General features: G+C 54.3%; 14 protein-coding genes. 7 read left to right on the forward strand and 7 right to left on the reverse strand.

Translation table 11 applies throughout. The features are described from left to right. The first annotated feature begins 13 nt into the window (after positions 1-13). Positions 14-1,525, forward strand: a complete 1,512-nt coding sequence (locus tag JSS95_12305; protein MBS1800593.1) for a sulfatase-like hydrolase/transferase — start codon at positions 14-16, stop codon at positions 1,523-1,525. A gap of 153 nt (positions 1,526-1,678) precedes the next feature. Here JSS95_12305 and JSS95_12310 read toward each other — a convergent pair whose 3' ends face one another. Next, the gene (locus tag JSS95_12310; protein MBS1800594.1) at positions 1,679-2,425 is read right to left on the reverse strand and encodes a Crp/Fnr family transcriptional regulator; all 747 of its coding nucleotides are present in this window, start codon (positions 2,423-2,425) and stop codon (positions 1,679-1,681) included. A 328-nt stretch (positions 2,426-2,753) separates the two neighbouring features. On the opposite strand from JSS95_12310, the gene JSS95_12315 reads away from it, so the two are divergent. The 4 genes from JSS95_12315 (at position 2,754) to JSS95_12330 (ending at position 6,475) form a co-directional block, all read left to right on the forward strand. Further along, a complete protein-coding gene (locus tag JSS95_12315; protein ID MBS1800595.1) occupies positions 2,754-3,146 on the forward strand; it encodes a DUF2249 domain-containing protein in 393 nt (130 codons plus the stop codon). A gap of 51 nt (positions 3,147-3,197) precedes the next feature. Next, positions 3,198-4,853, forward strand: a complete 1,656-nt coding sequence (ctaD, locus tag JSS95_12320; GenBank protein ID MBS1800596.1) for a cytochrome c oxidase subunit I — start codon at positions 3,198-3,200, stop codon at positions 4,851-4,853. A gap of 36 nt (positions 4,854-4,889) precedes the next feature. Further along, complete coding sequence (locus JSS95_12325) at positions 4,890-5,153, forward strand: ferredoxin family protein (protein ID MBS1800597.1); 264 nt, start codon at positions 4,890-4,892, stop codon at positions 5,151-5,153. A 674-nt stretch (positions 5,154-5,827) separates the two neighbouring features. Next, the gene (locus tag JSS95_12330; GenBank protein MBS1800598.1) at positions 5,828-6,475 is read left to right on the forward strand and encodes a dihydrofolate reductase; all 648 of its coding nucleotides are present in this window, start codon (positions 5,828-5,830) and stop codon (positions 6,473-6,475) included. A 70-nt stretch (positions 6,476-6,545) separates the two neighbouring features. Here JSS95_12330 and JSS95_12335 read toward each other — a convergent pair whose 3' ends face one another. Next, positions 6,546-6,986 carry a type II toxin-antitoxin system VapC family toxin gene (locus JSS95_12335; GenBank protein ID MBS1800599.1) on the reverse strand — a complete coding sequence of 147 codons (441 nt, stop codon included), beginning with the start codon at positions 6,984-6,986 and terminating at the stop codon, positions 6,546-6,548. Then, on the reverse strand, positions 6,983-7,321 hold the full coding sequence (locus JSS95_12340; GenBank protein ID MBS1800600.1) for a type II toxin-antitoxin system prevent-host-death family antitoxin: 339 nt from the start codon (positions 7,319-7,321) through the stop codon (positions 6,983-6,985). The genes JSS95_12335 and JSS95_12340 overlap by 4 nt, the downstream gene beginning before the upstream one ends. On the opposite strand from JSS95_12340, the gene JSS95_12345 reads away from it, so the two are divergent. Further along, complete coding sequence (locus tag JSS95_12345) at positions 7,320-7,502, forward strand: hypothetical protein (protein ID MBS1800601.1); 183 nt, start codon at positions 7,320-7,322, stop codon at positions 7,500-7,502. The genes JSS95_12340 and JSS95_12345 overlap by 2 nt on opposite strands. Positions 7,503-8,286: 784 nt before the next feature. After that, the gene (locus JSS95_12350) at positions 8,287-9,192 is read left to right on the forward strand and encodes a creatininase family protein (GenBank protein ID MBS1800602.1); all 906 of its coding nucleotides are present in this window, start codon (positions 8,287-8,289) and stop codon (positions 9,190-9,192) included. Positions 9,193-9,308: 116 nt separating this feature from the next. Here JSS95_12350 and JSS95_12355 read toward each other — a convergent pair whose 3' ends face one another. From JSS95_12355 to JSS95_12370, 4 genes are all read right to left on the reverse strand, one after another. Continuing rightward, a complete protein-coding gene (locus tag JSS95_12355) occupies positions 9,309-11,702 on the reverse strand; it encodes a DUF4082 domain-containing protein (protein ID MBS1800603.1) in 2,394 nt (797 codons plus the stop codon). A 402-nt stretch (positions 11,703-12,104) separates the two neighbouring features. Beyond that, positions 12,105-12,773 carry a cyclase family protein gene (locus tag JSS95_12360; protein ID MBS1800604.1) on the reverse strand — a complete coding sequence of 223 codons (669 nt, stop codon included), beginning with the start codon at positions 12,771-12,773 and terminating at the stop codon, positions 12,105-12,107. 116 nt (positions 12,774-12,889) lie between these two features. After that, positions 12,890-13,324: a hypothetical protein gene (locus JSS95_12365; protein ID MBS1800605.1), complete on the reverse strand. Its 435-nt coding sequence runs from the start codon at positions 13,322-13,324 to the stop codon at positions 12,890-12,892. Further along, a complete protein-coding gene (locus tag JSS95_12370) occupies positions 13,314-13,796 on the reverse strand; it encodes a hypothetical protein (protein MBS1800606.1) in 483 nt (160 codons plus the stop codon). Before JSS95_12370 ends, JSS95_12365 begins: the two co-directional genes overlap by 11 nt. Positions 13,797-13,909: the final 113 nt, after the last annotated feature.

Here is a 13,909-nt window from a genome sequence, read left to right on the forward strand (position 1 = left end):
AGGAGAGACAGGCATGACGCAGTCGCGACGCGAGTTTTTGAAAACTGCGATGAACGCAGGTATGGGAGCTGGCCTGGCATCGTTTGCCGATGCTGCCGAGGGGGTAACGCCTGCGCGTCAAGGTCGGGCGACGTCCGAGGCGGAGACGCGAAAGCCGAATATCCTTCTTCTGCTGCCGGACCAATGGCGGTTCGATTGGATGAGCACGAACCGCGAATTGGAGATCAGTACGCCGAATCTCGACCGGCTGCGCTGTATGGGCACATCGTTTCCCAGCGCCTTCGTGGCATCGCCGTTGTGTGCTCCTTCGAGAGCGTGCCTGGCATCAGGTATGGAATACGACAGGGCAATGACACCGAATAACGATTGCGACTATCCGTATGCGGCGCTGCCGACGTTTTACTCGTCGCTGAGGGCGAGCGGATACCACGTGCTTGGTTGCGGTAAATTCGATCTGAACAAGGGCGCGGACTGGTGGGGGCTTGACGGAAAATGGCGCTTGAATGCGCTCGGTTTCTCCGACGGGATTAACAATGCAGGCAAGATCGATCAGTTGATTGGCTATGAGTTGAACAACAACCATCCTGCTGACCCTTATCTCAGCTTTCTCGATCAAAGACGATTGCTTGAGGAACATCTCGACGATTTGAAAAAGAGGATCAAGGGGCACTATGCGGCTACTTATCCGACCCCGCTGCCGGAGGAGGCATACTGCGATAACTGGCTTGCGGGGAATGGACTGAAGCTTCTGGACGAAGCGCCGAAGGATAAGCCCTGGTTTCTACAGGTGAACTGGACGGGACCGCATAATCCGGTGGACATAACGGCGCGGATGGAGACGGGAGCGCGCGGACTAAAAATGCCCAAGGTGAATGGAACGAATGAGTATGATGCCGCAACGAACCAGCGTATCCGGCAGAACTATACGGCGATGTGCAGCAATATTGACCGAATGATCGGGCAGTATCTCGACAAGCTTTCGAGTATGGGGCAGCTTGAGAACACGGTAGTGATCTTCAGCAGCGACCATGGAGACATGCTTGGCGATCAGGGATTGTGGGGGAAGATCGTTCCATACCAGCCTTCGGCTTGTGTGCCGCTGATTGCCGTGGGGCCGGGGATCCGCAAGGGGACAAGTAGCCATGCGTTGGTCAGTATCATGGACTTTGCTGCCACCTTCCTGGATTATGCAGGGCTGAAACCTTCAGCAACGATGGACAGCCGCTCGCTGCGGCCTCTGTTTGAAGGGAAAACGGAGACCCACCGCGAGGTGGTCTACTCGGGGCTGGGGGGATGGAGGATGGTCTGTGACGGCCGATACAAAGCGATTACAGGTTATGACGTGAAGTCGCGACATACGAAGCCAACCTGGACGATTTATTCGCGGGAGGTGAAAGGAACTCCGCCTGCCGTGTTTGATCTTGAGCAGGACCCATCGGAACATGTCGATTTGTATGCCAAAATGCCGATGCGGGCAAAAAGTCTTTTGCAGCTACTCGAAGAACGAAGGACAGCCGCGGTATAGTCGCTCGTTTCAGGCGGAGTGGCCGCTGCCGGGAAAGTGACGGGAGAGCAACCGTCACTTTGCGAGCAATGATCATGCACGTCTGTTCAATCCGTTTCTGCCGGCAATTGCTGCAAACCTCTCAATCAGGCAAACCGTAGCGAAATGTAATTGTCAGGGTGTTTCGTCATTGCCCGTTTGTTGCAGCCTATCCCCGTTTGCAATTCGTTGCTTATAACGATTTTCCGAGTAGAGATTCAGAGCATGGAAATTTTTGATCGTTACAGAACGTCGCTTGATCGTGACCATCCCGTCGTGCTGGAGACGCGCCAGTGCGCGAGAGACGACATCCCGCACGGAGCCGATACGGATCGCGATCTCATGATTGGAGAGGGCTAGCTTAAATGTTGAATGACCGCGTGCATCGACCCCAGCGCTCCTCGCTTCATTCAGCAGGAGCAAGGCAAGCCGTTGACCAACCTCGTGGAAGGACAATGCCTCTACCAGCTGAGCGTGCCGCCTCACTCGTCCTGCCATCAGCGTCAGCGCCTTAAGTGCGAAGGCCGGGTATTCCAGACAGAAAGCATGAATGTCCAGCTTGTTGATAAAGAGGACTTCGGTAGCCTCTTCGGCGATCGCAGAAGCTGGGTATGGCCCATTATCGAACACAGGGACCTCGCCAATGGTTGCGCCGGCGGTATCCACGTGCATGACTTGTTCGCGGCCTTCGGTATTGTGCCGGAAGACGCGCACTTTACCGCTTACAACTGCGAACAGCCCCTTTGCCGCATCACCGGAAAAGAACAGCATCTCCCCGGGTTGAAATTGCATTTCCGTGGCTCGCTGCGCAAGCCTGGCAATCCCTTCGAGATTGACTTCACTGAATAGGGTAGTGCGGCGTAACGCAGCGATCCTTTCCATTTCTCTCTCCTGGCAACGCTTTCCTTGTACGACACAAGTCATAGCACATCTGACGACCGCGGAGTAGTTTCGGTGTCAAAGCGAGAGAAGCAAACAGGCCGGATCTGATAGTGAGGGAATGATGCTCAAGCACAATCTAAACAATTTAATTGAATTCGACACACGCAGATTCAATCCCAAGGTCCTGGCCAACGACCAGGGTTACCGTATGGTGCTCCTGAGCATAAAGGCCGGCCAGTCCGTTCCCGAACACATGACATCGGGAAAGGTTACGGTATATGTCATTCGCGGAAGCATTACCTTCTATGAGCAGAATATCCCCTGCGAGATGCGTTCTGGAGAAGTGATCGGCATCGATGCCGGGGTCAAGCATCGTGTTGAAGCGCACGAAGATTCGGCACTTCTGGTGCTCGCGACGGGAGAAACAAGAAGAGAGCCTGTTGCCCTGGACGATGAGATCGACATCCGCGCGGTGCCGCGCCCGCAACGCCACCCACTCATCTTTGCGAAGTTCGATTCTTTGGCCGTGGGCGGTTCGTTCCGGTTGCTCAACGACCACGATCCCGTGCCCTTAAGTCAGCAGTTCGAGAGTTTCCGGCGTGGGCAAGCAGCGTGGGAATATCTTGAGCGCGGCCCCAATAATTTTCGTATAAGAATTACGAAGATATCTTCTCAGAATACGCCGGACACCTTGCTTGCAAGCGCCCGATCGCCAGCTTGAACCAGAGATCGCGCAGTAGAGCCGTGTCAATCCAAGTCATAAGGGGAAGTGATGGCAACGACACCAGTAATAGCGTCAGCCCTACCGGCAAGAAATTATCTCAATAACGGATTTGGTCTTAAATCATGGCTACTTACGCAAGACCATAAGCGTATCGCCATTCTCTATGTCCTCACGACGAGCTTTTTCTTCACTATTGGAGGACTGGCCGCAGCCCTGATCCGGTTGGAATTGCTGACTCCCGCAGGCGACCTTATGGCTGCCGACACCTATAACAAGCTGTTCTCCATTCACGGCATCATCATGGTCTTTTTCTTCCTGGTGCCGGTGGCGCCGGCGGTGCTGGGAAATTTTCTGATACCTCTGATGATTGGCGCTCGGGATGTCGCCTTCCCGAAGATCAATCTTCTGAGCTGGTATCTCTTCGTTATTGGAGGCAGCATTGAACTATGTTCGATGGTCACCGGCGGCGTGGATACGGGGTGGACCTTCACTACTCCCCTCAGTACGCATTACCTGAACAGTAATGTCGTCAGCGCGGCCATGGGGATCTTTGTTGCAGGATTTTCTTCCATACTGACTGGCGTCAATTTCATCGTTACGATTCACCGAATGCGCGCCCCGGGAATGACCTGGTTCCGGTTGCCGCTCTTCGTCTGGTCCTATTACGCGACGTCGATTATCTTCGTTCTTGGAACGCCGGTCGTCGCGATAACGTTAGTGCTGGTTGTGTTGGAACGTGTCTTTGGAATAGGCGTTTTCAACCCTGCGTTGGGGGGAGACCCACTCCTGTTCCAGCATCTGTTCTGGTTCTATTCCCATCCCGCCGTATACATCATGATCTTGCCGGGAATGGGAATCATGTCCGAGGTGATTGCGTGCTTCTGCAGGAAGCGTGTCTTCGGCTATACCGCAGTCGCATTTTCATCGGTCGCTATCGCTATCTTTAGCTTCTTCGTGTGGGCTCACCATATGTTCATTATGGGCATATCGAACTATTCGGCTTTGATGTTTTCGCTGATGAGTATGCTGGTCGCCATCCCTTCCGCAATCAAAGTGTTTAACTGGTCGGCGACGATGTACCGGGGCTCCATCAGCTTTACCACTCCCATGCTCTATGCTTTTGGTTTCATCGGACTTTTTACGATGGGCGGCATGACAGGGGTGATGCTCGCCTCTCTGGGCATGGATATCCAACTGACCGAGACCTATTTCATTGTGGCCCATTTCCACTACGTCATGGTGGGCGGCATGATCAGCGCTTACATGGCCGGGTTGCATTTCTGGTGGCCAAAGATGACAGGAAGAATGTATTCAGAGCAGTTGGGGAAGCTCGCTGCCAGCACGCTTTTTATCGGCTTCAACCTGACATTCTTTCCGCAGTTTGTTCTTGGCTATCTTGGCATGCCTCGGCGCTATCATTCCTATCCGCCGGAGTTCCAGGTGCTGAACGCCCTTTCAACTGCCGGCGCATCGATCCTCGCTATTGGTTATCTGTTGCCCGCGGTCTATCTCCTCTGGTCGTTGAAGTACGGAAAGATAGCAGGGAGCAATCCATGGCGAGCGGCAGGGCTGGAATGGACAGTGCAATCGCCCCCCGTCACCGAAAACTTCCTGCAAACCCCGGTTGTTACAAGGGAGGCTTACGACTATGCAGAGATTGACAATCCAACCGTGGTAGCCAGTGAGTCGATCGCAGCGTCCTGAGTAATGTCAGGCTACAGACGGGAGAAGGGTAAATCTATGGCATTTGTTATCGCCGAGCCATGCATTGGGACAAAAGACACCGCATGTGTCGATGCGTGCCCGGTAGACTGCATTCACCCGAAGAAGAGCGAAGAAGACTTTGGCGAAAGCCCCATGCTGTTCATCAATCCTGTTGAATGTATCGACTGCGGTGCCTGCGTACCTGCCTGCCCAGTAGCGGCGATCTATGCCGAAGGCGATGTGCCCGATCGATGGGAAAAGTATGTGCGGATCAATGCAGAGCACTATGTAACAAAGTAGATGGAGTGCCCGCGCTACCATCGACACTGAGACGCCCGGCACCAGCGTCTCCTCCACAATCCGGCAACGTCCTCCGGCGTACGAAAGCTCCGTGCTCGCTCCGGCCGCGCGCTTGCTGCAACATCCAACTCCACCCTAAATCCCTCCACCGAAACGGCAACCACGCCATCCCTCATGAGGAGACCGCCTGAACAATGCATCCCCGCCTATACGGCCTTCGTTGACGCTTACAGTTAAGAGTGAGGTTTTTACTGTCCGATTCGTTGGATGAGCTCCTCGCATCGATGGGTCGCAGGTTCCGCATTGCGTTTTACACTGGCGTTCTCCATGGCTTGGAGGTCATGGGCTTTTGGGAGACACCATGCGAGGAACAATCGTTCTAATGGTATTTGTGAGTGCGAGCCTGACTTGGGGCCAGCAGGCGACGCAGTTGCCCGCCGAATGGGATGACCGGGGTAAGCCCAGATATGAGAATGGCAGTCGACCAGCAACATGTTCGTTCCTCCGATGCATCGAATAGCCAATACTCTAGAGGTTGGTCACTGCCTCTGCATCGTTTCGAAGCTAAGCTTGCGTCAGCCTGTCCGAATAATCGGATGCTGTATATCTCATCAAGCCCATATCGGGCTAAGCTACAAAAAGAGTCAGCACTGCCATATTGAGAGAAGGTTGGGATGTCAAAGGTTCGCGTCGCGGGATTTAGCGTTTCATTGGATGGTTTCGGCGCTGGGATCGAACAGAGCCTAAACGATCCGCTGGGTAAGCGGGGGACTGAGCTTTTTCAGTGGTACTTTCACACGAAGACCTTTTGCTCCATGCTCGGGCGGGAGGGGGGAACCACAGGGGATGTGGACGATATGTTCGCTCACCGGGCGATGGAGAACTTCGGCGCCTTCATCCTCGGCCGCAATATGTTCGGTCCGGTGCGAGGCCCTTGGCCGGACGATTCATGGAAGGGCTGGTGGGGTGACAATCCGCCGTACCACGCATCTACCTTCGTTCTCACGCACTACAAGCGTGAACCTCTGGTGATGGAAGGGGGAACGACCTTCCACTTTGTCACGGGCGGATTCGAGGAAGCGCTGGTCCTTGCGAAGAAGGCTGCCGGAAGCAAAGACATCAAGATCGGAGGCGGCGCGGCAACAGTGCGGCAATATCTAAGAGCTGGCCTGATCGACTCTCTCCACATCGCTTCGGTACCCGTTCTCCTCGGTCAAGGAGAACCGCTGTTCAATGGCCTGGACCTTCATGCGTTGGGGTTTTCGTTAGCCGAACGCGAAACTTCGGAATCCGCGACCCATCTTGTGTTCGAGAGGGCGTAGAGACAGGGCTTCCGGCAACGGCCGCGTGCAGAATGGTCATATTTGAAGGCGTTGGATGCACCTGAGAATACTATGGGCTTGGTCTGATGACGGTGAAGCCGGCTTGGGATGCAGCTTCGCAAAGCCGTACATCTCCCGCGATGAAGGTTCGGCGGGCAGGTTTTTGCTGACACCAAACCATCGCGGCGGCGAGTTGCAAACTGTCGGCAGCTCGCATGGAATACGTGTCGAGCAAGCTCTCTGCTTGATCGCGCAGCTTGTCGCTTGGGAGAATTTCACGCCACCCGTGGCTAATGACGAGTAGTCGATCGAGCGCAGCTTGTTTAGAAGCATCGTTCAAACCGCCACCGCGATGCAGACGTGTTATGGCACTGTGGATCTCAACCGCGGTGGCCCACCAGACGACAGGCGCAAACTGCTTCGCAAGAGTACGGGCAGGGTTACTGGTCTGCTCCTGAACGCAAAGCGGGATCAGGGCGCTTGAATCCCAAAAGGCAGTAGTTTGTTTCACCGGCCTTCATCCCTCTCGTCCAGGATTGCCTGCGTTCCGGTGGTGCCGTGTACGGTTGCCTTGGGCATTTTCCAAAGTCGGTCGATGTTCAGGGGCTTCTCGGGCAAACGCATTGCTCCGGCAGCAACCAAGGCCAGATCCGCTTCACTGGCATCGTCAGAGGAGAAAGGAATCAGTTTAGCGACAGGAAGGTTCCGATCTCGAATGACGACGACTTCGCCTGCTTTTGCAAAAGACAGATACGTGCTGAGCCGGTTCTTCAGTTCCGCTATATTGACGCTACGCATGATGCCCTCCACGTGGCTATTATAGCCATAACCGTATCCCGCGGACATGAGCACACATTCGAGACTTCTGGTTCCACGATCTGCGTCACACCTTGCCTTCGGGTACATGATGAACGGCGGCGATCTTTACGAACTGGCAAAGCTTCTCGGTCACGCCAACATCAAGATGACCGAGCGTTATGCCAAGCTGGTACGAGTGCACATCACCAAGACAGCGCACACCGCCTGATCGCGATGTGCGCTATTTGTACGCTGACTTGAATTATCAACTCTTTGGTTACCACTAAGTCTTTTATAATGTGGTGGTCAGAGACGGGATCGAACCGCCGACGCCGGCCTTTTCAGGGCCACCTTCCAATTGTGCTAAGCGGTCTAGAATGAATTAAGTATTTGAATATAAATAGCTTATTCACTAATCGATATGGGATCACGTAGGCCCCCCTGGGATCTTTTCGGTTCCTCGACGTACGCTAGTGGTACGTCGCCAGGTGAATCCCATCCCAGATGGCCTTCTCAGATCACTTCTGCATCTGATCTGCGAGTAAGATCGTGGCGCCGTTCTTTGGGATTTATCCCATGGTCTACGAATTGTGCCTCCATCAGCCGTACCAGATGCGCAGGCCCTCAGAGTACACACACGAGAACTGTCAAGCATTACTCAGGCCGCCTGCTAGTATCGCTTTTACCTGACACGCGAATTGGCGAATATTGCTTCTTGGTGGCCAGGTGTGACGATGCTCGCGCCATGTCCACTGATTTGATCGCAGCGGGTCTTATGGCACAGGTTGCGCTGTCGTCTGACATGCATGGAGTCCTCATCTCGAACTGTAAGGCGATACGCCCGAGAAAGCACGGCGAAGATGGCTTCAACTGAAGAATTCCGTTACGACTTGAAGCCGAAGAGCTGCCTTAGAGGAGTTCTTATTGTCCGATTCGCTGGATAAGCTTCTTGCATCGATGGGATGAAAGAGATCGTAGGTTCTGTACTGCGTTCTACACTAGCGTGAGCCTCCATGGCTCGGAGGCCATGGGCTTCTGGAGACACCATGCGAGGAACGATCGCTCTAATCGTATTTGTGAGTGCAAGCCTGACCTGGGGCCAGCAGGCGACGAAGTTGCCCGCCAAATGGGAAGAACTGACTGGTCCCGACTTCATTGCGGCGATTCATCAGTCTCAAGGCGTGTGTATGTTGCCATTCGGCATTCTGGAGAAGCATGGCCCTCACCTTCCAATTGGAACGGATCTATTTGACGCGCGCTATGTGTCGGAGCAGGCCGCGCAGACTGAATATGCAGTGATCTTTCCGCCATACTATTTCGGCCAGATAGCGGAAGCCAAACAGGAACCCGGAACGGTCTCGTACAGCATGAAGATACAGCTTGGGCTCCTTCAAGAGACGACTGATGAGATGGCGCGGAACGGCTGCAAGAAGATTGTCATCGTGAACGCTCACGGTGGTAACCGAAGCCTGCTTCCATATTTCGCGCAGTCGCAATTACAGTCGCCGCGAGATTACGTGATCTATGTTTATGAATGGGAGCCCGAGATGGGACCGCAGCGTCCGCATGTTCATGCCGGGCCGGATGAACATGCAGGTGAAACTGAGACATCATACGTTATGGTGTCACGACCTGACCTGGTACACCTGGACGAGGCAAAGCAACAGGATGGCTCAGACCGTCACCGCCTCAATCTCCCAAAAGGCGTCTATACCGGCATCTGGTGGTATGCGAAGTATCCAGACCACTACGCTGGCGACGGTAGCCGCGCGAATCGCGAGTTGGGCGAATATGACATGCACAAGTGGATAGATGGCGTTGTGACCGTGCTTCGTGCCGTGAAGGCAGATGCTGTAGCGCCTGCCTTGCAGCACCAGTTTTTCAACGACTCCAAGACGCCGCTTCAAACAAAACAGTAGCTTCATCTTGAGCGAACCAGCGTCATGATGAGCTCCCCCTCCTCAGAAAATTTGGCGGCCCTCTCTCAAGAAAGCAGAAAGGACCGCCATTGATCTAACCAGGTTCGCACCTGGCGTTAATTGATTTGATAAATGTGAATCTCGTGTTTACCGAAGTTATCGGTGATCGCGCCATTTGTGATCGGAACGCTACGTGACTCCCCATAGACCACAGCCTGTGTCGCTGAACCGATTCCGGTGAGCGTGATTGTCTGCCCGTCCTTCTCGTTGTATGAAAAATTGAGCACGAAGATATACTGATGCCCATTGTAGTTTCGCCAGGCGACCTCGAGCGGTGACGATACCGAAGCGCTCATCCCGATGGGGTTGATGACGCCTTGCAGTACGCTCCCAAGCGATGTCGCTGTATTGAACTGCTTGGTGATCTCGGCATCCATCTCCGGTGTCGTGTTGTCGAATGAAAAGGGACCTATGCGTTCGGGAAAGACGAAGACTCCGCGTGCTCCGTGGATGATCGCCTCCCAAAACTCGGCGCGAAACTGCTCGGGAGTTGGAGCCGGGCAGCTCTCGCACCATGAGAGACCCTGGTAGGCGGTTTCGACAAACTGCATAATCGGCTTGTCCGGCGCCAAACTATACAGAGTGTCGACCGACTGGCCAATCCACCCTAAACTGCCAGGTTGACCCCAACCGGAAAGCGGATAGATGTCGCTCATGACCCAGTCCGCTCCCTGGATGTAGGAGGCGTAGCACGTGAGGTCGCACCCTGCCTGCTGTCCTATCAACCACCCTCCATTGAAGTTGAGGGACACCGCTCGGCCTGAATCTATCTGCTTCCACGCTTTGTACTGGCTAACAATCTTGCTAGCGGAAACCACAGGTGTTGATGATTCCGGTTCGTCTGGCTGGTGCCAGGCCAACAGATGCTGTGCCGAGGCATCATTCACAGGGCCGTTGGGATCAGCATCTCGAATGTATTGAAACCCCAAGGAGTCCGCAGTGCTATTCCAGACCGCGAAGTCCGCAGGGCTTATGCCTACTGGTGTCCTTGCCAATGTATTGGCACCACGGTCCTTCCACGTCTGGAGAAGCGAAGCCGGCTGGGCATCAGGACCGACTGGGAAGAAATCCCGTAGACTCACCGGCATGTAGTTATCCGGAGTCGTCACCTCGATGGTGTCAGTCTTCGCCGCTGATCCATAGCCGTTGAACGCCACGACATAATAGGCATAGCTTGTGTTCGGTGAAAGACCGATGTCGGTAAAGACAGTAGAACCGGTGGTTCCAGCAAAAACTCCGTTCCGGTAGACAGAGTAGGCTACGCCGGTTGGATCACCAGGACTGGCTGTCCAGGTCAACTGGGCTCGCTCCGAACTGAGATGATCCCCCTGAAGGTTGCCAGCTGAGGCTGGAGGCACTCCCCCGGCGACGTTGAAGACAACATCAACCCAGTAGTTGTTCGCATTGTAGGTCTGCGTCGGAAACGCCACGCCATCACCATAGCCATAGACGCCGTTCGCTTCGCCACCGGCTCCATTCGCTCTTGCTGTCAATTGTTGTCCATTCGAAACATCGGAGGTAAAGAAATTACCGCTGACGGAATAATGTCCATTGGTGGTGTGGTATGCCGCAACATAAGTCGTCTTTGCGGGGATGCTCACCGGTGGAAAGTCCACCTCCTGCCAGCCAGAACCGGTCTCATTGCTGAAATTCACCTGTGCAAGAACCGCACCGGTATCGCTGTATAACGTCGCGGTGTGCGTGCCAGTGTTCTGCGGAGCCTTGTAAAAGCGAATGCCGCTGATCGTACCCGGTTCACTCGACTGAAACCGCACGCCCAGGTTAACGGCTCCGGTGTAATCGTTCACGTCGAGTGTTGCAGGCGTCGTTGATGGAGCCCAGATTGTCTGTGCATTCGGTGCCACTGCGACAATTTCACGCATGTTCTCGACCCATGAACCTGAATCTGAACAATGAACCTGCCCACTGATGCGGACCCCGAGAACCGTGATTGGATCGCTGCCGGAAAAGGTGTAGGTTTGCAGAGAAGCTCCGCTCGAGTCATAGCTATACGATTGCGACACCGACCAGTTAGATACGACCCACGTGGACCCGTCGGTCGTAGTCTGCAAGGTCAGGTTTGAGCAAAACACGCCATTCATGGAGCTTCCGTCCCGCGAACCATTGATCAGGGTGACACTCTTGAGCTGTTGACTGTTGGACCAGAGAATGCCGCCTGCCTCGTACGCGCCTGGCAAGTCTCCACCGTTCGGATCCAGTGCGATGTCCGTCGTGTTGCCAATCACGTTCAGACCCGGCGCCGAACTCCTGTTGGCGTTCGATGTAGGGGTGCTGTTCTGCGACCATCTGTATGGCGATCCAAACGGCGCAGCGTCCTGGGCATATGCAGCCGAGGCGGTTGGCACGATCACAAAAAGCGAGAACATTATCGAGAACAATGACCATTGCCAAAGCCGTAGTAGAACTCTTCTGGAGCTTGGTTGCTTCATGATTTTCTCCTGGATTTTCAACTGGGTTGGGTCGGTGGGCGATAACAGCCGTCTTCTTCAAGGGCTGTCAAATAGGGGAGAGAACTGCACCGCCGGCGTTTGCGCAATACTCGTGGTTGTCCTGTGCTGCTGGGCGGCGTAGCTATTTTGCGCGTTATTACGAATCAGGAGAACGATTCGAACGCTGCTTTCGCAGATCTTGTCCAATCGGACGGATGGTCAATTGAATTGGGGTGTCGTTATTCGCGACTCGCGACAAGAACGATGAAGACCGCATGAAAAGTGCTTTTGGCCGCGAGATTTCGCGCAATGCCTAATGTGCGGCAACACTTTCGAACGAATATGCCCGAGCAGAATACTGCTCTTCTCCCTGATGTCTCGAAGTGGTATACAGCACCCTTCTCACGTCTCCGCAAACAACGTACACGGAGCGCTGTCTATTCCATCTACGAACCATGGGATAAGAAAAAGCCGCTCCAGCGGTGGAAGATCCGAGGGCAACAATGCATCCTCAATCAACAGAATGGGGCGTTGTCCATATCCGTGACAACCGAGGAATACGCGGTGTGCCTCGCAACCTTCCTCCATGTGCGCCATCGCCGCAATCGACACAAAATCCACGGCGAGAGCCTTGAGTTGGGGAAAGTACTTCATCAGAAAATCCGCGCCATCGCGTGAGAATCCCGGCGACTGCTCGACATAGCGGATAGAGTCACCCCGAAACTGGCTAAACCCTGTACGAATGAGCAGCACCTCAATGTCTTCAGGCAACGAGCGACAGCCCGTCAGATCCTTGGGCACGATTAAATGCCTATCTCCCGCGAACACATCCACAATGGCTACTTTGCGGAAGATCAGCTCATCAAGCTCGTATTCGGCGATCTGTCGCCCCTCAGGATTGAAGTGTCGCGGCCCATCCACATGCGTACCTGCGTGATTACTCGTCGTCAGATAAAAGGAGTTGCAGGAATCTCCCTTGGAAAGGTCATATAGCTGGTCCAGTCGCGGAGCAGGCAGGGCTTTGTAGAAGGGTGTGGATACAGAAAGGTTATGTGAAAGCTTGATTAGCATGGGGCGTTCCTAACAGTGCAAATTGCTGAAATTGCGTATCGCGATCTATCTCTCCATCGCCGCTTTGGCCACGACTCAGTGGAAAGCAAGTCTGAACACTTCTCTCGTCTGACGCGCTATCCAAGACTCAGGAGCATCAGAGCGAGCACACCAACAAAAATCCCGGCCATGCCATACCTGCCCACTCGTTCACGGAAGAAAAAGACCCCGGCCGCGGCCACCAGGAATAGATTCCCGCCGGTTGTTATCGGAAAAACAATGTAACCTGGGACCCCCTTCTCCAACGCCATCAAACTGAAGAGTTGACCTCCAAAACTTCCCGCTCCGATGCCAAAGGCCGCGACCACTTCGCGTCGGCACACTTGTCCACGCGCCAGCAGGAACGCTCCTAAGCAAAACACTAAGCCTCCGCCGTACCACCACAGCAGGTACTGAAAGTGATACGCCTGCGAGAGCCCCTTTTCCGTCATGATCTTCAAGCCAAACGGGCCAATGCCGTTCGCAAAGAACGCGATCACCATCAAGCGCAGCCAGGTTGAGTTACGGCTCACGCCCGGTCTCCTTGCGCGCACCACTGGGCTGCATGAGCGCTTCATCCATCTGTTTGTCTTTCCAGAGCAGGATCAACGCGAAGATGGCAAGCAGTAGCACAGCGATCTTTCTCCGGCTCACTGCCTCGTGGTAAATGGCGATCGATCCTATCGCCGGTATTGCCGCGGAGAGATTGATGATTAGCCAGCTCGTAGAAAGTTTTCCATATCGAATGCCCGCCATGAACACCATTCCGCCCAGAGCGCCCGCTGCTCCAAACGGCACAGCGATGGCGTAGACCGCAAACGGAACATGGAAGTTGCCGTGCCGGTAGAGAAGAACGAAAAGAATACCGAAGAGCGAAGACCACACATACGCCAGCATGTACACGGCTGGCGGTTTGCATCCCCATGTGTCAGCAAGCTTGGCGGTGATGCCGATCAACCCGAACGACGTCAGCGACAGCATCATATACAGATACCCGAGCGGCATCTTCTCTCCTGGTGTAGTGTGAATTTCTTGCTGAAACGGTCTGTGATCTTCATGGCGCTTCAATGCCGCGATCGATTTACTTTGAATCTAGCATCCCTTCATTGCACACTGGC

Source organism: Acidobacteriota bacterium, from assembly GCA_018268895.1.
In the GTDB taxonomy this organism is placed as follows: Bacteria; Acidobacteriota; Terriglobia; order Terriglobales; family Acidobacteriaceae; genus Edaphobacter.